This window comes from Rathayibacter sp. AC451 (assembly GCF_979253095.1).
In genome coordinates, this window is the sequence record NZ_CEEDBD010000001.1 from 2,894,178 (window position 1) to 2,912,242 (window position 18,065).

Sequence of the window (18,065 nt, forward strand, 5' to 3'; positions counted from 1 at the left end):
CGGGAGGGTGCTGCGGGGCAGCGGGAGGGAACGGCGGAGCCGCGGGTGGTGCAGGAGGGAGGGGTCAGCTCTTCACGGCGCCGAGGAGGGCGCCCTTGGTGAAGTGCTTCTGCATGAAGGGCAGCACGATCAGGAGGGGGATCGTCGAGACGACGATCATTCCGTACTTGATCAGCTCGCCCAGGCGCTGCGCCGCGGCGTAGGAGTCCATCGCTCCGGAGCCGCCGGCGGACGTGACCTCGGACTGGATGAGCACGTTGCGCAGCACCAGCTGGAGCGGGTACTTGCTCTCGTCGTCGAGGTAGATGAGGGCGTCGAAGAAGGCGTTCCAGTTGGCCACGAGGTGGATCATGATCATCAGGAAGATCAGCGGCTTCGACAGCGGCAGGACGATGCTGAAGAAGAAGCGGAAGTCGCTGGCGCCGTCCATCTGCGCCGCGTCCCGCAGCTCCCCGGGCACGTTGTTCTCGAAGAACGAGCGGGCGATGATCAGGTTCCAGACGCCGACCGCTCCCGGCAGGACCACCGCCCAGATGCTGTCGAGCAGCCCGAGATCGCGCACCACGAGGTAGCGGGCGATGAGGCCTCCGTCGATGAACATCGTGACGATGAACAGCAGGAGGAAGAAGGTCCTCCCGTAGAGGTCCTTCCTCGACAGCGCGTACGCGGCGCAGAGGATCGTCGCGACGCTGATGGCGGTGCCGACGACCGTGTAGAGGACCGAGTTGCCGAAGCCCTGCCAGATCGCCCCGTCCGAGAAGATCCGGGCGTAGCCCTCGAGCGTGAAGCCCTCGGGCCAGAGCCAGACGTTGCCGTTGAGGATCTGGGACGGCTCGCTGAACGAGGCGATGACGATGAAGTACATCGGGTAGACGATCGCGACGATCGCCAGCAGCAGGACGCCGATCGCGACTGTGTTGAAGACGGGATCCGCGAAGCGTGCGCGGGTGGGCGGGGCCGGTTGCCTGCGGGCCGTCGGTGCGGTCCGGGGGCGGAGGGCGGGCTCGGGGCGGAGGGTCTGGGTCATGTCGTCGTCACCACAGGCTCGATTGGCCCGCCCGGCGGGCGACCTGGTTGAAGGTCGCCAGGAGGACGAGGTTGATCAGGGAGTTGAACAGGCCGATCGCGGCCGAGTAGCTGAACTGCGCTTGCTGCAGGCCGGCTTTGTAGACGTAGGTCTGGATGACCTCGGAGGTCGGCAGGTTGAGGTCGGTCTGCATGAGCAGCACCTTCTCGAAGCCGAGGTTGAAGAGGTTGCCGATGGCGAGGATGAACAGGATGGTGATCACCGGCAGGATCCCGGGGATGTCGATGTGCCGGATCCGCTGCCACTTGCTGGCGCCGTCGACCCTGGCGGCCTCGTGCAGCGCCGGATCGATCGCGGTCAGTGCGGCGAGGTAGACGATCATCGAGAAGCCGGCGTTCTGCCAGATGTCGGAGCCGATGTAGAGCGGCCGGAACCACTCCGGCGACCCCATGAAGAACACCGGCTCGCCGCCGAGCGCCACGATCGCGCTGTTCACGATGCCGGAGCGCGGCGAGAACAGCAGGTGGATCATCCCGACCACGACCACGACCGAGATGAACGACGGCGAGTAGAGCACGGTCTGCGTGAACTTCTTGAACCGCTCGCTCTGCAGCTGGTTCACGATCAGCGCCAGCACGATCGGCACCGGGAACGCGATCAGCAGGCCGAGCGCATTGACGGTCAGCGTGTTCTCGATCAGCCGCCCGAACTGGAACGACGTCACGAAGCGCGTGAAGTTGTCCAGGCCCACCCACGGGCTCCCCGAGAAGCCCAGCGACGGGTTGTAGTCGCGGAAGGCGATCTGCGCGCCGTACATCGGCCAGTACTTGAAGAGCAGCACGAAGACGACGGCGGGAGCCAGTAGTACGTATAACTGCCAGGACCGCAGGGCTCGTCGGAGATGCGAGCCGAGGCGCTGCCTCGGACTCAGGAGGCGCCGGGGTCGGGCGACCCGGGCGGGGGACTGCGTTGCCGTCATGCGCGCACCTTTGCACTCGCCACCGATCCGCGGAGGACCGGTGAGCATTCGAGGGGATGGGGTCGGGGCTCTTCGCGGTTCTCCGCGAGGAGGAGGGAGACGGCCTCCCGGGCCATGCGCTCGTAGGGCAGCGCCATGGTCGTCAGGCCGGGGTCGAGGTAGGGGGCGACCGTGTCCTGGTCGTCGAAGCCGACGATCGAGACGTCGTGGGGCACCCGCAGTCCGCGGGCCTCGAGGGTGCGGTAGGCGCCCCAGGCCGTCCGGTCGTTGCCGCAGAAGATCGCGGTGGGGGCGTCGTGCTCGTCGAGCAGCTCGGCGGTGAGCGCGAGCCCGTCCTCGACGACGCCCGTTCCGTACCGGACGAGCCGGGGGTCGGCGGCGAGTCCGGCGTCCTCGAGCGCGCGACGGTAGCCCTCGCGTCGGCCGATTCCGGCGGGGAGCGTGCTCTCGGGCGGCTGGATGTCGATGTAGCCGATCCGCTCGTGACCCGCCTCGATCAGCTGCCGGGTGGCGACGTAGCCGCCGTCCACCTCGTCCGGGAACACGCTCGAGAAGCGACCGCCCAGCGACTGCGCGTTGGCGACGACCGTCGGGACGCCGGCGAGGGCCTCGGGGACCTCCAGGACCTGGTGGTACATCGAGGCGTAGATGACGCCGAGGACCCGGTACGACAGCATCATGTCGATCGCGGACGCCTCGAGCGCCTGCTCCCCGAAGGTGTCGACGCTGAGGATGATGTGCCCGCTCTCCCAGGCCTGCATCTGCGCGCCCTTGAGCAGGCGCCCGGCGAACGGCGAGCTGGCGACCTCGTCCGAGACGAAGCCGACGATGCCGGACTGCCCGCTGCGCAGGGACTTCGCGAAGGCGTTCGTACGGTAGTCGAGGGCGGCGACCGCCTCCATCACCCGGGTGCGGGTGGCCTCGGTCACACGGTTGCCGGGAGCGTTGTTGAGCACGAGGGACACGGTCGCCTGCGAGACGCCGGCCCGTTCCGCCACCTGCCGCATCGTCGCCGTGCGTCGAGCCATGTCCACCTCCTCGTGGTCCCCGTTATTCGTATAACTGGACGGTACACACGACTCCGGCAGTCGTCAAGAACGGAGTTGCGGCAAGATTCTCCGAGACCGCGGCTACCCTTCAGGCACGGTGCCGACCGCCGTGCGCGTCCCGCCGACATCGTCCGCACGAGCCGTCCGGTCCGGGAGGAGCGACCCATGGGCGAGCGAGCGAGCGGAATCCTGCTGCGCGGCGGCGTCCTGCTCTCCGTCGCCGTCGTGGTGCTCGGGATCCTCGTCTTCGCCGCTCGCTTCGAACCCTGGTCGATCCTCACGACGAACGGGGCGCTCGGTGGGGTCACGCTCGTGCTGGGCAGCTGGGTGCCGACCTGGCTGCAGATCGAGCTGGCCCTCACGGGAGCCGCGGTCCTCGCCACCCTCGTCGGCTTCTTCCTGCTGCCCGAGGAGGCTCCGCCGCCCGAGCAGGAGCCGAGGTCGTTCCTCGCCGGGGCGGTGGGGTTCGTCCTCCGCGTCCTCGGGTTCCTCGCGCTGGTGATCGCGGTGCCGCTGACGCTCCTCGTGACCCTGCTCCAGTCCGACTCGTACCGGGTGCTGCCCGGCTCCGACTCGGCGGGCTGCCGGTACGTCGAGCGCGACTTCGCGGGATACGGCACGGACGTGGGTGCGGTGCCGCCGGGGTCGCTGGTCGTGGAGTGGCCGCCGTACACCTCCGGGTGCACGGGCGTCCCGGACGACGGAGTCGCCGGGGTCCGGGGCTCTGCGCCCGGCTGAGGGGCCGGTCCGCGTCCACTCGTGGAATCTGTGCGAGGTGAGTGGACGCCATCCGGGGTCCAGGTGGTGCCGAGGGCCTGTTCCCCGTCGTCTCGTGAAGCCGGGTGCCGTGAGTCGACGCGGACCGGGGCCTGCGAGGAGCCGGGACCCCGTTCCGCGTCCACTCGCCCGTCCGCTCCCGACCCCGCCGGAGCAGCGCGCCCGCCCTTGTCGTCGCCTCAGCGGGCGCGCCGCAGCAGGCCGACGCCCGTCACGACCTGCCACGCCGTGATCGCGTAGACGGCGATCCGCTCCCAGACCCCGTCGGGCAGGAGGTCGATGCTCGCCGAGCCGGAGTCGACTCGCAGCAGGACGAGCCCTGCGAGCCCGAGGACGCCGAGCGCGATGCTCGTGACGGCGTACCGCGGCGCGCTCCGTCGGGCCGTGACGCCCGCGAGAATCGACGCGGCGTTGCCACCGATGATCGCGAGCGCGGCGCCGAGGACGTGCAGCCCGCCGATCCCGCTCGCGGCGCTCGCCGCGCTCCCGTGCACCACGCCGATCAGAGCGCTGCCCACGGCGAAGGCGACCGCCGCACCGAGGAATGCGGGGCGGGCGCGGCCGGGGAGCGCGGCGAGCATCGCGGCGGCGAGGTAGAGCAGGCCCTGCAGCACGAAGGCCGCGTTCATCACGACGCTCAGCGGCGAGTCGATCGTGCGGCCCTGGTAGACCTCCACGTCCGGTACCCCGAGGTCGCTGATGTAGTTCGCCGCATAGCTGTAGCCGGGGAACGCGGCCGCGGCGATCGCCTCGCCGCCGACGTAGACGGTCGCGCCGAGGAGGAACAGGACGCCGGCCGCGCGCCGAGGAGTCACAGCAGGTCCCGCAGCGCCTCGAAGGTGCGGTCGGGGTCCTCGAGGTGCAGGTCGTGGTGCAGTCCGGGGAGGCGACGGACGCTCCAGCCGAGCCGCTCCAGCGCGGCGACGAGGGCGTCCGAGATCACCGAGGGCGACTCGTCCGACAGCACGAGGGTGGACGGCACCGCCGGCGCCGCGGCGGCCAGCGGATGGAAGGCGACGTCGCGGAACACCCCGACCGCCATCCTCCGATCGAACTGCGCCCCGGCCTCCTCGACGAGAGCCCGGGCGTCGGTGCTGAGGGAGTCGGCGCCCCGCTGCGGCGCGCTCGGAGCACCTGCGCCACTCCGAGGCTCAGCAGCGGCACGAGCCAGAACAGTCGCCCGGCGAGGCCGGTGGTCGGCAGCGCGAGCTGGAATCCGGGGTCGAGGTAGACGGCGCGGGCCGGAGCCAGGCGCTCGACGGCGCGGACGAGGACCGGCCCGCCGAGCGAGTGCCCGACGATGCAGTGGAGCCCGGCGGGGAGGCTCTCGACCAGATCGTCGGCCATCGACTCGAGCCCGTACGACGCGGCGCGGTCGCTAGCGCCGTGCCCGCGAAGGTCGACCGTGGTGACCGTGCACCGGCCGTCCGCGAGCATCCGGTCGATCAGCGGCTGCCACGTCGCTCCGCTCGCGCCGAGCCCGTGCACGAGCCCCACCGTGATCGGCCCGGAGCCGGACGTCCTCGTCGTCAACCGCATGGGCTCATCCTCCTCCGTCCCCGCGGGAGTGGAGCGCGAGGGGACCAGCCTCAGTGCGACCCGGCGGTGAGGTCGTGCACCTCCTCGCCCGGCACCTGCGGGGCCGAGAGGCGGCGGGAAGCGCGTCCGCATCCGCCGCCTCGTGCGACCGTCCCGCGCGCTGGATCCCGACGGCGCCGCGCGAGAGCAGGGCGCCGCGGCTCAGGCGGCCCGTCGAGCCGCGAGAGTGCGGCCGTGGTGCCCCGCACGCTCCTCGGCGACGGCTCGGAGCTCCTCCGCGATGTCCGTGAACCGGTCCAGGCTCGGATTCACTCCGACGAGGGTGAACTCGCGGGTGACGACCTCGAGGTCGAGCTCCCAGACGTCCTCGAGGATCCGGCGCATCCATCCGGTCGCGTGATCCCATCCCTCGCGGGGAGTCCCGGCGGCGTAGTTGCCGCCCTGCACGGTGACGAGCACGGCCGGCCTGCCGGCGATCGAGGGGGTCTGCCCGGGAGCCATGCGCGGGTCGGTGAGCACGAGGTCGACGTACGTCTTGAAGTGCTGCGAGACGCCGAAGTTGTACAGCGGCACCGCGAAGAGGAGCGCCTCGGCTCCCTCGAGCTCATCGGTCAGTGCGGCAGCCAGCGCTGCAGCCTCGTTCTGCGCGGAGCTCCGGGACTCGGGAGGCGTCATCGATCCCGCCACCGCGTCGGCCCACGAGGTCGACGGGAGGGGGGTCGGAGCCGAGGTGGCGACGGACGATCGCGGCATCGGGGTGCGCGGCTCGCCATTCGCTCTCGACGATGTCTCCGAGAGCGCGGCTCGTCGATCCCTCGATGCGGATGCTGGCGTCCAGGCGGAACAGGGACATTCTTCTCCTTCGCAGAACTCCGCTCGTGCGATCCGAGCGTGTCCGGGCTGTCTCCCTGCCGGTGGCAGGGCGGTGAACCGCTGTGGTTACCGTCAGTAACTGTGTACGCTCTGATCCCGTTACCGCAATCGAGCCCCTGTTACCCCGGGGTGACCGAAGGAGGAGCGATGTCCCACGGTGATCGAGACCGGGCCCTCCAGGAACGCCTCAGCGAGTCCATGCCCTCCATGCACCAGCTCTGCTCGGGGGAGTCGCCGGAGCTGTTCCGCTCGCTGATGTCGCGCATCGGCGACAAGTGGACCCTCCTGGTCATCGGCGTCCTCGGGAGCGATCGCCTGCGCTTCACCGAGATCGCCGACACGATCCCGGGGATCTCCCGCCGGATGCTCACGGTCACTCTGCGCGCCCTCGAGCGCGACGGACTCGTCTCGCGCACCGTGTACGCGCAGGTTCCGCCCCGTGTCGAGTACGAGGTCACCGATCTCGGACGCTCCTTGCAGACCGTCGCGTTCGCCGTCGGCGACTGGGTCGGGGAGCATCAGCAGACGATCGTCGAGAACAGGCGCGGCTTCGATGCCGCCGCCGACCCCGCGGGGCGGCAGGCGGACGAGCCGGTCTCGGCGGCGCAGGGGCACTGAGCGACGGAGGAGGCGCGTCCCGCTGGATCCGTCGACGTCACGCGGGCGGCGGTGTGCTCCCGTCCGCCCAGCCCTCCAGCTCGACGACCAGCGCCATGCAGCGCAGGCGGGCGGGGGAGAAGTCGTAGGGCATCCTCCCGACGGCCTCGACCGCGCTCATCGAGCCCGCGCTCATCGAGTCCGCGCCCTCGACTCCGTCGGGATGCGCCGCGTCCCACTCGTCGAAGAGCGCCTCGTCGTCCCGGTCCTGGCCGGAGGCCTCGATCACGGCCCGCAGCACCTGCTCGAAGGCGTGCCGCTCGGCGGCGACCTGCGCCACGCGGGGGTCGTCGACGGCGACCGTGTCATCGAGTGCCTCCTCGGCGGCGTCGACGCGGTCCGACTCCTCCCGGAGACCCGGATGGGTGGCGAGGGCGAGGAAGCGCCCGGCCTGGACGGCGGCCCCGAGCGGGCCGAAGATCCGCTCGGTGACCAGCAGGGTGTCGAGGTCCGCCTGCCGGATCGAGCCCTCGGGCACGCTCTCGAGGCGGCGGATCACGAGGTCCGAGAGCAGTCCCGCCCGGCTGCCGCTGCCCCGCATGCTCTGCACGGCGGCCCTCTGCCGCTGCAGCTCCGCCTCCTGCGCGGCGAGACTGCGCTCGAGCCGCTCCAGCACCGCTCGACCCCCTCGGCCGGCGCCGCGTCGGCGAAGGCGTCGCGGATGTCATCCAGGGCGATCCCCGCCTCGGCCATCCGCCGGATCCACAGCAGCCGGATCATCTGCTCGTAGCCGTACCGGCGACGGCCGTCCGCGCCCCGCTCGGGCTCCGGGAGCAGCCCCAGCTCGTGGTAGTGCCGGATGGCCCGTGGAGTGGTGCCGACGAACGCGGCGGCGTCGCCGATCATGACCTGACGCGGCGGGATGAGGGACGGATGCATGGGGGCCTTCCTCGGGCGGATGTGAGTCCAGCGCACCACATGACGCTGCGGAAGGAGCAAGCCCGCCTCGCCGCGGCCTGCGATCGGCCGGTCGCGTTCACAACGAAGGAAGGATGCCCGACGCCGCCCGTGGACACGCGTCCCCGACGCTCGCCCGCGGCATCCTTCCTTCGTTGTGAACAGCGTCAGACGGCCGTCATCCGCGACCCGTCCGCAGCGCTCTGCTCCACCGCGTCGAGCACCCGCTGCACCTGCAGGGCGTCGGCGAACGACGGAGTCGGCGCGCGCCCCTCCGCGATCGCCGTCACCAGGTCGACGACCTGGTGGGTGAAGACGTGCTCGTAGCCCAGGCCGTGGCCGGTCGGCCACCAGTGGCCGACGTAGGGGTGCGACGGGTCCGTCACCTGGATGCGGCGGAAGCCCTGCGCGTCGTCGGGGTCGGTGCCGTCGAAGAACTCGAGCTCGTTCATCCGCTCGAAGTCGAAGGCGATCGAGCCGCGCTCGCCGTTGATCTCGATGCGGTTGGCGTTGCGGCGGCCCAGCGCCAGGCGCGTCGCCTCGAAGACGCCGAGCGCACCGCCGCTGAGGTTCGCCGTGAACGCGACCGCGTCGTCGACCGTGACGGGGCCGCGCTCGGCGTCCGCCGAGGCCTTCCCGCCCAGACCGGCCTGCGTCGCCAGCACCGGCCGCTCCGTCACGAAGGTGCGCAGCACGGCCGAGACGGAGTCGATGCTCTGCCCGGTCAGCCACTGCGCCGTGTCGATGCTGTGCGCCGCGATGTCGCCGAGCGTGCCCGAGCCCGCCTTCGAGCGGTCGAGCCGCCAGGTCAGCGGGGCCTCGGAGTCGCTCAGCCAGTCCTGCAGGTACTGCGCCCGCACGTGCCGGATCTCGCCGAGGCGGCCGTCCTCGACGAAGCGCTTCGCCAGCGCGAGCGCGGGGGTGCGCCGGTAGCTGAAGCCGCAGGTCGCGGTGCCGCTCGCGAGGGACGCCGCCGCGGTCATCCGCTCGGCCTCCTCGACGGAGCGCGCGAGCGGCTTCTCGCAGAGCACGTGCTTGCCGGCCTCGAGCGCGGCGATCGCGATCTCGGCGTGCTGGTCGCCCGGGGTGACGATGTCGACGAGGTCGATGTCGTCGCGCGCGATGACCGCGCGCCAGTCGGTCGACCACTCGTCGGCGCCGAACTCGGCGGCGGCGGCCCGCGTCCGGCCCTCGTCGCGGCCCGCGACCACGACGAGGCGCGGCTCGAGGGCGAGCGGGAAGAAGCGGTGCGCCGTGCGCCAGGCATGAGCGTGCGCGCGCCCCATGAAGGCGTGGCCGATCAGGGCGACGCGCAGCTCCCCCGTCACGACCGCACCCCCTCGAGCAGGTCGCCCGCGGGCGTCTGCAGCGGCACCGGCTCCGGCCTCTCGACCGGGCTCGCGATCGGCACGACGACGCCCTCGGCGCTCGAGCGCAGGATCGCGTCCATCACCTCGAGCACGTGCAGGGCGAGGCGTCCGGAGGCGCGCTCGGGGCGGTCGTGCCGCAGGGCGTCGGCGAGATCCGCCAGCCCCACGCCGCGGCCCGTGCCGATGACTCCGGCCGAGTCCTCCAGTGCCGTCCACTCGGGCTCGTCGCGCAGCGACACCTCGACGGGGTCCGAGAAGTGGTTCGGATCGGGCACCGCGAGCGTGCCCGTGGTGCCGTAGACCTCGAAGAGCGGACTGCGGGTGCGCCAGACCTCGAAGCTCACGGTGAGCGTCGTCGTCGCTCCGCTCGCGTGCTCGAGCAGCGCGCTGATGTGGGTGTCGACCGCGACCGGCAGCGGCGTGCCGGTGAGCGGACCCGACTCGATCGAGCGGGCGCGGTCCGAGCGCGTCGCGACTCCCGAGACCCGGGTGACCGCGCCGAAGAAGTGCACCAGCGAGCTCAGGTAGTACGGGCCCATGTCGAGCAGCGGTCCGCCGCCCGGCTGGTAGTAGAAGGCGGGGGCCGGGTGCCAGCGCTCGTGCCCCGGCGCCGACCAGTGCACTTGCGCGGCGATCGGCGTGCCGATGAGTCCGGAGTCGAGAGCCCGGCGCGCGGTCTGGATCCCGGTGCCGAGCACGGTGTCGGGCGCGCTGGCGACCCGCAGGCCCAGTCGCTCCGCGAGGTCGAGCAGCGGAGCCGCCTCCACCGCGTCCAGGCCCAGCGGCTTCTCGGCGAACACGTGCTTGCCGGCCTCGAGCGCCCGGGTGCCGATCTCGACGTGCGCCGCCGGGATCGTGAGGTTGAGCACGCAGTCGACCTCGGGATCGGCGAGCAGCTCGTCGACGCTCAGGGCGCGGACGCCGTGCTCGGCCGCGACGGCGCGCGCCCGGTCGAGGTCGAGATCGGCCACCGCGACCAGGCGCAGCTGCGGGAAGGTCGGCAGGTTCGCGAGGTACTGCTCGCTGATCTTGCCGACGCCGATGATGCCGACCTTCAACGCGACGCCCACAGCAGGCCCCTCTCGATGATGGTGCGGACGTTCGGGTCCTCGAGCACCTCGACGCGGTGCCCCGGCGTCGAGACGAAGATCCGCCCGGCGCCCCACTGGCGGGTCCAGATCGCGGGCGAGGTGATCAGGCGGGTCCACGGGTCCCACTCCCGCACCTCCTGCGTCGTGGTGGCGAGCACGTCGAGGTAGTCGTCGTGCAGCACCCAGTACTGCTCGGTGACCAGGTCGAAGTCCGAGAGCCCCTGCGTGATCGGGTGCTCGGCCGCCGCCTCGGTCAGCGTGATGCGGTGCGGGCGGTAGTTGTCGGCCTGCTCGCCGGTCAGCTCGCTCGGGTGCTTGCCCGGGTGCGCCGCGAACTGCCCGCCGATCAGCTGCAGGTAGTCCGCGCTGCTCCGGAACGAGTCGGCGATGCCGCCGTGCCAGCCGGCGAGGCCCGTGCCCGCCTCGACCGCGGCGCGCAGCCCTGCGACCTCGGCGGCCTCGATCGTGCTCATGGTCATCGACTGCACGATCAGGTCGACGGTGGGCAGGTAGTCGGCGTCGGCGTAGACGGCGGTCGACTCCTCGATCCGCACGTCGAAGCCGTGGGCCTCGAGGTGCGGGACGAAGAGCTCGGTCGCCTCGACGGGCTGATGCCCGTCCCATCCGCCGCGCACGATCAGCGCGCTCCTGCGGGATCGATCGGAGGTCATGGGTGTCCTTTTCGTGGAGGGTCATCGACCGGCCAGGCTTCCGCCGATGCCGCCGACGCTGAAGTGCTTGTTGAGGAAGACGAACAGGATGATCGGCGGGAGCATCATGACGACGGCCACCGCCATCACCGGACCCCAGTCGGTCGCATTCTGCTGGAAGAAGCTCTGCAGGCCCACCGGCAGCGTGTAGTTGCTGTCGGCGCGGAGGAACACGACCGCGATCAGGTAGTCGTTCCAGGCGAGCAGGAACGAGAAGATCGCCGTCGAGAGCAGCCCAGGGAGGAGTTGCGCAGCACGATCCGGGTGAACGAGCCGAACAGGCTCGCTCCGTCGATCCAGGCGGCCTCCTCGAGTGCGATGGGGATGGAGTCGTAGTAGGCCGCCATCATCCAGATCGCCACCGACATCGTGCCGCCGACGTAGACGACGGTGACGCCCGCGAGCGTGTCGACGAGGCCGAGGTTCGCGAAGAGGATGAACAGCGGGATGATCGCGGTCACGACCGGCAGCGACTGCACGACGAAGAGCAGCAGCGAGTAGCCCGAGACGAGGCGGTTGCGCGCCCGGCTGAGCACGTAGCCGGCCGGAGCCGCCACGGCGACCGAGACGACGACCGTCACGAGCGTGATCACCAGGCTGTTCGCGAGCCAGGTCGCCACGCTGGAGCGGCTGAACACCAGCTCGAAGTTCTCGAGCGTGAACGAGGCGGTGGACGTCGAGCCGAGCGACGGCTGCGTCGACAGCACGAACACGGCGGCGATCGGAGCGAGGACCAGCAGCGTGAGCACGAGCATCACGGTGAAGCGGAGCCAGCGGCCCCGGTCCTCGCGGTCGCGGTGCGGGCGGCCCCGGTCCGGGCGGCTCTGCGGCGAGCGGCCCTGCGCGGGCGAGGGGCGGGCGGCCAGGGCGGTCATTCGACGTCCACCTTCCGGATCTGGCGGTACAGGACGACCGAGACGACGACGAGCACGGCCGTCATCAGGAACGCGATGGCGACGCCCGGTCCGGTCTGGAAGTTCTGGAAGACCATCTGGTAGGCGAGCACCACGAGCGAGGTCGTCGCGTTCACCGGTCCGCCCCCGGTCAGGAGGAAGATCGTCGGGAAGTCGTTGACGCAGAAGATCGTCATCAGGATCCACGAGATGTACGTGGTGCGGGCGATCAGCGGCATCGTGATCAGCCGGAACGACTGCCAGGGCGTCGCTCCGTCGACCTTCGCCGCCTCGTAGACGTTGGTGTCGACCGCGGCGAGGGCGGACGAGATCATCATCATCATGAAGGGGAAGCTCACCCACACCTTGAACACGCAGACCGTGATCTGGGCGAGGGTCGGGTCGGCGAGGAAGAGCACGTCGCCGAAGCCGAGGGCCTTCGCGAGCACGGGCAGCGGGCTCTGCGGAGTGGCGACGAGCCAGTTCCAGGACGTCGCCGACACCACGACCGGCACGATCCACGGCATCAGCAGCAGCACCTTGAACAGCCCGCCGGCCGGGATCCGCGTGCGCAGCAGCAGGGCGAGCCCGAGCCCGACCAGCCAACTGCCGAAGACGCCCACCAGCGTGAAGGTCACCGTGAAGCCGACGGCCTGGGCGAACGCGGGCGACGTGAGCACGTCGACGTAGTTCTTCCCGCCGACGAACGGTCCCGCGTCGATCAGACTGCCGTCGCGCAGCGACTGCACGAACGCGTAGACCACCGGATAGACGTTGATCAGCACCAGGAGGAAGACCGAGGGCAGCGCGAACGCGAGCAGCGTCAGCGTGCGGGCGGTGAGCACCGGGCGGCGCCGGGAGCCGGCGGGCGCGGGGGTGCGGCGGGGTCCGCCTCCCGACACGCCCACTCCGCGCCGCGCGTTCGCCAGGCCGCCGGCCCGCGCCGCCTCGGCGGACGGGCCGCCGACGAGGACGGGGGTCGACTCGCTCACGACGTCAGCGTCTTCTGCAGCGCGGTCAGCGCCTCCGTGGGGGAGGAGGAGCCGGACAGCAGCGCCTGCGCGAAGTCGGTCATGGGCTTGGTGCTGTCGACGAGCGTGACGTCGGCGAAGAGCGCGTCGTTGCCGGGCGCGGCCCACGTCCGGCTGATCGGCTGCCAGACGTCGATGGCCTTGGAGGCGTTGGCGTCGGCGCGGAACTCGGGGGTCTCGGCGATCGACTTCAGCACGGGCAGTCCGATGCCCGTGCCCTCCGTCCAGAGCGGGGCCATGTTCTGGTAGTAGTACGTCAGGAACGCCTCCGAGCCCTCCTGGCTGGGGGTGTTCGTGTACATCATGATGTTGTTCGGGAAGTAGAGCGCCCCCTTCGTGCCGGCGGCGCTCACGAGCGGATCGCCGACCACGACGTCCTCGAGCAGGTCTCCGCCCAGCTGGTAGGCGAGGCCCGATCCCTCGAAGCCCATGGCGTTCTTGCGCGCCTTCCACTGCGAGTACATGTTGGTCGTCGAGTAGCCCGCGGCGCCCGGATCGATGTAGCCCTTGGCGAGCATCTCGGCCACGAACTCCATCGCCTCGACGTTGGCGGGGGTGGCCGCGTTGGGCTTGCGCTCCTCGTCGAAGAGGCCGCCGCCGTTGTTGATCATCAGGCCGACGAGCATCTGCGCGCCGTTGCTCTGCGGACCGGCCGAGATCGCGAATCCGTAGACGTCGTTCTTCTTCAGCGCCTCGCACGCGTCGAGGTAGGACTGCCAGTCGGTCGGCGGCTCGACGCCGGCCTCCTCGAGCAGCGACTTCGAGTGCCAGAGCACGCGCATGTCGAGGTTGTAGGGGACGGCCGCGTAGCCGTCGGGCGTCTTCATCGTGTCGAGCACGCCCGGGAGGAAGTCGTCGTAGAGGCCGGTGCCCTTCCAGCTCTCGAGCAGGTCGTCGGCATAGGCGATGGCGCCCTGCTCGGCGAACTGGAACGCCTGGGTGCCGCTGCCGCTGCTGACGGCGGGTCCGGTCTTCGAGGCGATCGCCGAGGCGAAGGTGGCGGTGAAGTTCGACCACTGCACGGCCTGGTAGCGGACCGCGGGCAGGCCGTCGGCGGGCGTGTACGACGTGGCGATCTTCGTGTCGAGCGGCGTGTACTCCGAGCCTCCCCACGGCATGTTCCAGAAGTCGAGGGTGGAGCCGCCGCCGCTTCCTCCGGGGGAGCTGCAGGCGGCGAGGCCCGCGACCGCGGCGGCGGCGCCGAGGCCGCCGAGCAGGGTTCTGCGGGAGAGGAAGGAGGAGGGGGTGTTCGGGGTCACGGGCTGACCTCTCTGCGATGGCGTCGCGTTCGACAGTGAACAAGTTGCGCAATCCCTGGAGCGTCTCCGTTGATCGCATGCCCATAGTGCGGGGCCAATATTGCTTCCGCAAGAACATATTAGCCGGAAGTTGCGCAAGCGCACGCTGCTACGGTGTGGGCATGACGAGCAGCGGAGCCGTGGCGCGGAAGCCGACGATGGCCCAGATCGCCGAGGCGGCCGGCACCAGCGTCCCCACGGTCTCGAAGGTGCTCAACGGCGGAACGGACGTCTCGGACGCGACGCGCAGCCGCGTGATGGAGGCCGCGCACCGCCTCGGCTACCGGCGCGTCTCGAAGCTGCGTGCCGGGGGCGAGACCCGGCACGCCCCGCGCATCATCGACGTCGTCGTCGGGCACCTCGACGGCACCTGGATCAGCCGAGTGCTGGCCGGCATCGAGGAGACGGCGGCCGCCTCCGGAGTCGATCTCGTGCTCACCGTGGCCCGCCGCGACAGCGACTGGATCAGCAGGCTCCTGCGCCGCCCGTCCCTCGGCGCGATCGTGGTGCTCGTCGACACCACCTCGGCGCAGCTGAACCTGCTGACCACCGCCGACATCCCGGTCGTCGTGGTCGACCCGATCAGCCGCCCGCCGCTGGACGTCGCGAGCATCGGAGCGACCAACTGGAACGGCGGCAGGATGGCCGCCGAGCACCTCCTCGCTCTCGGCCACCGCCGCTTCGCGATCATCGGCGGCACCCGCACCCACCTCTACAGCAGCGCCCGCATCGACGGCTTCACCAGCGCCCTGCGCGAGGCGGGCCTCGACGTGCCGCGCGACCGGATCCTGCACTGCGACTGGGACCGCCGCCGGGCCAGCGCCGCCGCGGCGACCCTCCTGGCCGCGTCCTCGCGCCCCTCCGCGGTGTTCGCCTGCTCCGACATCATGGGCCTCGGCGTGTACGACGCGGCCCAGGAGCTCGGCCTGGGGATCCCCGGGGACCTCAGCGTGGTCGGCTTCGACGACGTGCGCGAGTCGGCCTGGGCCGCTCCACCGATGACCACCGTGCACCAGCCGATCGCCGACATGGGCGCCGCGGCGTTCCGGATGCTCCTGCAGGCGCACCAGTCGGCCGTGCCTCTGTCGCCGAGCACCCGCGCGACGCGCATCGAGCTCGAGACGCGTCTGATCGAGCGGGCGTCGACCCGGCGGGTGTGACGGGGCGCGACCGGACGTGATCCGGGGACTGCGCGGGCTCCGTGGCCCGTTCCGCGCCGACTCGCGGGCGCCGGGCTCGTCCAGTGGTCGCGATCCGGGCTCTGCGGAAGCTCCGTGGCCCGTTCCGCGTCCAGTCGCGGTCGGCGGGTTCGTCCAGTGGACGCGACCCGGGCTCTGCGCGGCCTCGGGGGCCCGTTTCGCGTCGGCTGGCGGTCGGCGGGCGTGACGAGTGGTCGCGTTACGGGGTGTGCGCGGCCTCCGAAGCCCGTCCTGCTCCGCTCCGGAGGAATCAGCTCGTGGCGCGGGCGGGCCTCGCGTGCTCCCCGTGGGCGTGGTCCGCCGAGGCGAGGCGGTGGTGGCGGGGCGAGGAGTCGACCGAGTGCTCGGCCTGGGAGATCGCGTCGGTCACCAGCTGCCGGGCGTGCTCGTCGACGAGCCGGTAGAAGACGCGGGTGCCGTCGTGGCGGGTGGTGACCATGCGGGCCAGGCGGAGCTTCGCGAGGTGCTGCGACACGGCGGTCGGCGACTTGTCGACCAGCGCCGCGAGCTCGGTGACCGAGCGCTCGCCGTCGCGCAGCGCGAGGATGATGCGCACGCGGGTGGCGTCGGCGAGCATCGCGAACACCTCGACGGCGAGTTCGACGTACTGGCTGTCGTGGTCGGCCGGGGTGCGGTCTTCGTCCATGCGCCGATCCTTTCACGGGCGTCGCGTCGGAGCGGGTCGGGGCACTCAAAACCTGCACGCCTGCGCAGGTATAGGGTGAAGGCGTCCGATGTCAGGAGTCCTCCGTGCTGTCCGTCCTGCGCTCCCGCGCCTACCGGTCGCTGTTCGCCGCGCAGGCGATCGCGCTGATCGGCACCGGCCTGCTGACCGTCGCGCTGGGCCTCCTCGCCTACGACCTGGCCGGCGCGCAGGCGGGAGCGGTCCTCGGCACGGCTCTGACGATCAAGATGGTCGCCTACGTCGGGGTCGCTCCCGTGATCGCGGCGCTCGTGCACCGGCTGCCGAAGAAGGTCGTCCTCGTCGGCGCCGACCTGATCCGCGCCGCCGTCGCCCTGTCGCTGCCGTTCCTGACGGACGTGTGGCAGATCTACATCCTCGTGTTCGTCCTCCAGGCCGCGTCCGCGACGTTCACGCCCGCGTTCCAGTCGCTCATCCCGGTGGTGCTCCGGGATGAGCGGGAGTACACGAAGGCGCTCTCCCTCTCGCGTCTCGCCTACGACCTCGAGGCGCTGGTCAGCCCGATCCTCGCGGCGGTCCTGCTGACGGTGATCAGCTCCAGCAGCCTCTTCCTGGGCACCGTCATCGGATTCCTCTGCTCTGCGATCCTCGTCCTGACCACACCACTCCCCAGCCGCCCCGAGGTCGCCGCCCCCGGGAACCTGTGGCAGCGCACCACCGCGGGGGTGCGCGTGTTCGCCCGCACCCCGTCGCTGCGCTTCCTGATGGGACTGAACCTGACCGTCGGCGCCGCGACCGCCCTCGTGCTGGTCGACACCGTCGTCTACGCCCGCGACGTGTTCGCGCTCGACGACTCCAGCCTCGCGCTCGCGCTCGCCTGCTACGGCGGCGGCTCCCTCCTCGTCGCTCTCAACGTCCCGCGGCTGATCGAGCGGTACGGCGATCGGAGGGTCATGCTCGGCGGCAGCGACTTCGCGCTCACCGGCCTCACCCTTGCCGTCGCGATGACCCTCCTGTCCGTGATGTGGGCGGGCGCCTGGTGGCTGCTGCTGGCGACATGGGCGGTCCTCGGCGCGGGGAACTCGCTGATCGGCACTCCGTCGTCGCGGCTGCTGATGCGTGCGGCGACGGAGCAGAACCGCAGCGCGGTCTACACCGCGCAGTTCTCCCTCTCCCACGCCTGCTTCCTGATCACCTACCCGCTCGCCGGCTGGATCGGCGCCGTCAGCCTGACCGCCGCCGCGGTCGCGCTCCTGGCTCTCGCCCTGGTCGGCGCCGTCCTCGCCCGCCGCTCCTGGCCCGCCCGGCTGCCGACGGAGCAGGCCGCCGCGCTGCAGCCGACCTCTGCGCGGAGCAGGCCGTGACCGCCGTCGCGCAGACCAGCGCGGCGCGCAGGCTGCGAGCGGCACTGGTTCTGGGAGTCGCGATCCTCGTCGGCATCCTGATCGGACTCCTGATCACGGGCGGACCGTGGTCGCCCCGCCCCGTCGGCGGATCCAGCGCCGAGGCCGGCTTCGCCCGCGACATGCAGACCCACCACCTGCAGGGCGCCGAGATGGCGTTGCTGATCCGCGACCGGACCGAGGATGAGGAGGTGCGGTACCTGGCGACCGATCTGCTCCTCACCCAGCAGCAGCAGTCCGGGCAGCTGTTCGGCTGGCTCACCGGCTGGGGCCTCCCGCAGGCCTCCACCGGAGAGGCCGTGGAGTGGATGATCGCACCCCTGGAGGGCGGCGGTCACGACCAGATGCCCGACCACGGCACGAGCGCGGGCGGATCGATGCTCATGCCGGGGCTGGTGACGCCCGCGCAGATCGCCGAGCTCACCGCCGCGACCGGAGCCGACGCCGACGCGCTGTTCTTGGAGCTGATGATCACCCACCACGAGGGCGCCCTGACGATGTCGGACGCCGTACTCGAGCGCGGGGAGGACCCGATGGTCCTCACCTTCGCCGACGTGATCTCCACCTCGCAGCGGCGTGAGATCGCGCAGATGCGCGACATGCTCGCCGCCCGCCGATCCTGACCTGTC

23 protein-coding genes are annotated in these 18,065 nt (G+C 71.2%); 6 read left to right on the top strand and 17 right to left on the bottom strand.

Translation table 11 applies throughout. The features are described 5' to 3' along the window. Window positions 1–64 precede the first annotated feature (64 nt). Genes AC0CID_RS13790 through AC0CID_RS13800 form a run of 3 tightly spaced genes read right to left on the bottom strand, consistent with a single transcriptional unit; the run spans window position 65 to window position 3,034 of the window. Window positions 65–1,027 carry a carbohydrate ABC transporter permease gene (locus tag AC0CID_RS13790; protein WP_465227236.1) on the bottom strand — a complete coding sequence of 321 codons (963 nt, stop codon included), beginning with the start codon at window positions 1,025–1,027 and terminating at the stop codon, window positions 65–67. Window positions 1,028–1,034: 7 nt separating this feature from the next. Next, a complete protein-coding gene (locus AC0CID_RS13795; protein WP_207404067.1) occupies window positions 1,035–2,006 on the bottom strand; it encodes an ABC transporter permease in 972 nt (323 codons plus the stop codon). Further along, the gene (locus tag AC0CID_RS13800) at window positions 2,003–3,034 is read right to left on the bottom strand and encodes a LacI family DNA-binding transcriptional regulator (protein ID WP_465227237.1); all 1,032 of its coding nucleotides are present in this window, start codon (window positions 3,032–3,034) and stop codon (window positions 2,003–2,005) included. Before AC0CID_RS13800 ends, AC0CID_RS13795 begins: the two co-directional genes overlap by 4 nt. Before the next feature lie 186 nt (window positions 3,035–3,220). Between AC0CID_RS13800 and AC0CID_RS13805 the strand changes: the two genes are divergently transcribed. Continuing rightward, window positions 3,221–3,793, top strand: a complete 573-nt coding sequence (locus AC0CID_RS13805; RefSeq protein WP_207404077.1) for a hypothetical protein — start codon at window positions 3,221–3,223, stop codon at window positions 3,791–3,793. Window positions 3,794–4,011: 218 nt separating this feature from the next. Here AC0CID_RS13805 and AC0CID_RS13810 read toward each other — a convergent pair whose 3' ends face one another. The 3 genes from AC0CID_RS13810 to AC0CID_RS13820 are packed head-to-tail and all read right to left on the bottom strand — an operon-like array spanning window position 4,012 to window position 5,269. Next, window positions 4,012–4,647, bottom strand: a complete 636-nt coding sequence (locus tag AC0CID_RS13810) for a DUF998 domain-containing protein (RefSeq protein WP_207404079.1) — start codon at window positions 4,645–4,647, stop codon at window positions 4,012–4,014. Further along, entirely contained in the window at window positions 4,644–4,862 is a 219-nt protein-coding gene (locus AC0CID_RS13815) for a hypothetical protein (RefSeq protein WP_465228152.1), read from the bottom strand. Before AC0CID_RS13815 ends, AC0CID_RS13810 begins: the two co-directional genes overlap by 4 nt. Further along, window positions 4,772–5,269, bottom strand: coding sequence for an alpha/beta fold hydrolase (locus AC0CID_RS13820; RefSeq protein ID WP_465228107.1), 498 nt, complete (start codon window positions 5,267–5,269; stop codon window positions 4,772–4,774). The genes AC0CID_RS13815 and AC0CID_RS13820 overlap by 91 nt, the downstream gene beginning before the upstream one ends. On the opposite strand from AC0CID_RS13820, the gene AC0CID_RS13825 reads away from it, so the two are divergent. After that, window positions 5,238–5,441 (top strand): hypothetical protein, encoded by a 204-nt coding sequence (locus tag AC0CID_RS13825; protein WP_465228153.1) that lies wholly within the window; start codon window positions 5,238–5,240, stop codon window positions 5,439–5,441. The genes AC0CID_RS13820 and AC0CID_RS13825 overlap by 32 nt on opposite strands. Before the next feature lie 131 nt (window positions 5,442–5,572). Here the strand turns inward: AC0CID_RS13825 and AC0CID_RS13830 are convergent, their stop codons facing one another. Then, window positions 5,573–6,046, bottom strand: coding sequence for an NAD(P)H-dependent oxidoreductase (locus AC0CID_RS13830; protein WP_465227238.1), 474 nt, complete (start codon window positions 6,044–6,046; stop codon window positions 5,573–5,575). 396 nt (window positions 6,047–6,442) lie between these two features. On the opposite strand from AC0CID_RS13830, the gene AC0CID_RS13835 reads away from it, so the two are divergent. Beyond that, entirely contained in the window at window positions 6,443–6,862 is a 420-nt protein-coding gene (locus AC0CID_RS13835) for a winged helix-turn-helix transcriptional regulator (protein ID WP_207404092.1), read from the top strand. 37 nt (window positions 6,863–6,899) lie between these two features. On the opposite strand, the gene AC0CID_RS13840 is transcribed toward AC0CID_RS13835, so the two are convergent. From AC0CID_RS13840 to AC0CID_RS13880, 9 genes are all read right to left on the bottom strand, one after another. Next, window positions 6,900–7,451, bottom strand: a complete 552-nt coding sequence (locus tag AC0CID_RS13840) for a hypothetical protein (protein ID WP_465227239.1) — start codon at window positions 7,449–7,451, stop codon at window positions 6,900–6,902. Continuing rightward, on the bottom strand, window positions 7,397–7,780 hold the full coding sequence (locus tag AC0CID_RS13845; protein WP_465227240.1) for a MerR family transcriptional regulator: 384 nt from the start codon (window positions 7,778–7,780) through the stop codon (window positions 7,397–7,399). Before AC0CID_RS13845 ends, AC0CID_RS13840 begins: the two co-directional genes overlap by 55 nt. A 185-nt stretch (window positions 7,781–7,965) precedes the next feature. Continuing rightward, entirely contained in the window at window positions 7,966–9,126 is a 1,161-nt protein-coding gene (locus AC0CID_RS13850; RefSeq protein ID WP_465227241.1) for a Gfo/Idh/MocA family protein, read from the bottom strand. Beyond that, window positions 9,123–10,238 (bottom strand): Gfo/Idh/MocA family protein, encoded by a 1,116-nt coding sequence (locus AC0CID_RS13855; RefSeq protein ID WP_465227242.1) that lies wholly within the window; start codon window positions 10,236–10,238, stop codon window positions 9,123–9,125. The genes AC0CID_RS13850 and AC0CID_RS13855 overlap by 4 nt, the downstream gene beginning before the upstream one ends. Beyond that, the gene (locus AC0CID_RS13860; protein ID WP_465227243.1) at window positions 10,223–10,930 is read right to left on the bottom strand and encodes a ThuA domain-containing protein; all 708 of its coding nucleotides are present in this window, start codon (window positions 10,928–10,930) and stop codon (window positions 10,223–10,225) included. The genes AC0CID_RS13855 and AC0CID_RS13860 overlap by 16 nt, the downstream gene beginning before the upstream one ends. Window positions 10,931–10,951: 21 nt before the next feature. After that, complete coding sequence (locus tag AC0CID_RS13865; protein ID WP_465227244.1) at window positions 10,952–11,143, bottom strand: hypothetical protein; 192 nt, start codon at window positions 11,141–11,143, stop codon at window positions 10,952–10,954. A gap of 8 nt (window positions 11,144–11,151) precedes the next feature. Beyond that, window positions 11,152–11,844: a carbohydrate ABC transporter permease gene (locus AC0CID_RS13870; protein WP_465227245.1), complete on the bottom strand. Its 693-nt coding sequence runs from the start codon at window positions 11,842–11,844 to the stop codon at window positions 11,152–11,154. After that, complete coding sequence (locus tag AC0CID_RS13875; protein WP_465228108.1) at window positions 11,841–12,683, bottom strand: carbohydrate ABC transporter permease; 843 nt, start codon at window positions 12,681–12,683, stop codon at window positions 11,841–11,843. The genes AC0CID_RS13870 and AC0CID_RS13875 overlap by 4 nt, the downstream gene beginning before the upstream one ends. A gap of 167 nt (window positions 12,684–12,850) precedes the next feature. Next, window positions 12,851–14,152, bottom strand: a complete 1,302-nt coding sequence (locus tag AC0CID_RS13880) for an ABC transporter substrate-binding protein (protein ID WP_465227246.1) — start codon at window positions 14,150–14,152, stop codon at window positions 12,851–12,853. A gap of 161 nt (window positions 14,153–14,313) precedes the next feature. On the opposite strand from AC0CID_RS13880, the gene AC0CID_RS13885 reads away from it, so the two are divergent. Then, window positions 14,314–15,351, top strand: a complete 1,038-nt coding sequence (locus AC0CID_RS13885; protein ID WP_465227247.1) for a LacI family DNA-binding transcriptional regulator — start codon at window positions 14,314–14,316, stop codon at window positions 15,349–15,351. 289 nt (window positions 15,352–15,640) lie between these two features. On the opposite strand, the gene AC0CID_RS13890 is transcribed toward AC0CID_RS13885, so the two are convergent. After that, entirely contained in the window at window positions 15,641–16,036 is a 396-nt protein-coding gene (locus AC0CID_RS13890; RefSeq protein WP_207404111.1) for an ArsR/SmtB family transcription factor, read from the bottom strand. A 104-nt stretch (window positions 16,037–16,140) separates the two neighbouring features. On the opposite strand from AC0CID_RS13890, the gene AC0CID_RS13895 reads away from it, so the two are divergent. Next, window positions 16,141–17,397, top strand: coding sequence for an MFS transporter (locus tag AC0CID_RS13895; RefSeq protein WP_465227248.1), 1,257 nt, complete (start codon window positions 16,141–16,143; stop codon window positions 17,395–17,397). Beyond that, entirely contained in the window at window positions 17,394–18,059 is a 666-nt protein-coding gene (locus tag AC0CID_RS13900; protein ID WP_465227249.1) for a DUF305 domain-containing protein, read from the top strand. Before AC0CID_RS13895 ends, AC0CID_RS13900 begins: the two co-directional genes overlap by 4 nt. Window positions 18,060–18,065: the final 6 nt, after the last annotated feature.

Excerpts from the sequence above, each read along its gene's own strand:
- AC0CID_RS13795 (WP_207404067.1), bottom strand. The coding sequence starts at position 2,006 with ATGACGGCAACGCAGTCCCCCGCCCGGGTCGCCCGACCCCGGCGCCTC.
- AC0CID_RS13805 (WP_207404077.1), top strand. The coding sequence starts at position 3,221 with ATGGGCGAGCGAGCGAGCGGAATCCTGCTGCGCGGCGGCGTCCTGCTC.
- AC0CID_RS13800 (WP_465227237.1), bottom strand. The coding sequence starts at position 3,034 with ATGGCTCGACGCACGGCGACGATGCGGCAGGTGGCGGAACGGGCCGGC.
- AC0CID_RS13845 (WP_465227240.1), bottom strand. The coding sequence starts at position 7,780 with ATGCATCCGTCCCTCATCCCGCCGCGTCAGGTCATGATCGGCGACGCC.
- AC0CID_RS13870 (WP_465227245.1), bottom strand. The coding sequence starts at position 11,844 with ATGACCGCCCTGGCCGCCCGCCCCTCGCCCGCGCAGGGCCGCTCGCCG.
- AC0CID_RS13885 (WP_465227247.1), top strand. The coding sequence starts at position 14,314 with ATGACGAGCAGCGGAGCCGTGGCGCGGAAGCCGACGATGGCCCAGATC.
- AC0CID_RS13790 (WP_465227236.1), bottom strand. The coding sequence starts at position 1,027 with ATGACCCAGACCCTCCGCCCCGAGCCCGCCCTCCGCCCCCGGACCGCA.
- AC0CID_RS13820 (WP_465228107.1), bottom strand. The coding sequence starts at position 5,269 with ATGCTCGCGGACGGCCGGTGCACGGTCACCACGGTCGACCTTCGCGGG.
- AC0CID_RS13830 (WP_465227238.1), bottom strand. The coding sequence starts at position 6,046 with ATGACGCCTCCCGAGTCCCGGAGCTCCGCGCAGAACGAGGCTGCAGCG.
- AC0CID_RS13890 (WP_207404111.1), bottom strand. The coding sequence starts at position 16,036 with ATGGACGAAGACCGCACCCCGGCCGACCACGACAGCCAGTACGTCGAA.
- AC0CID_RS13835 (WP_207404092.1), top strand. The coding sequence starts at position 6,443 with ATGCCCTCCATGCACCAGCTCTGCTCGGGGGAGTCGCCGGAGCTGTTC.
- AC0CID_RS13860 (WP_465227243.1), bottom strand. The coding sequence starts at position 10,930 with ATGACCTCCGATCGATCCCGCAGGAGCGCGCTGATCGTGCGCGGCGGA.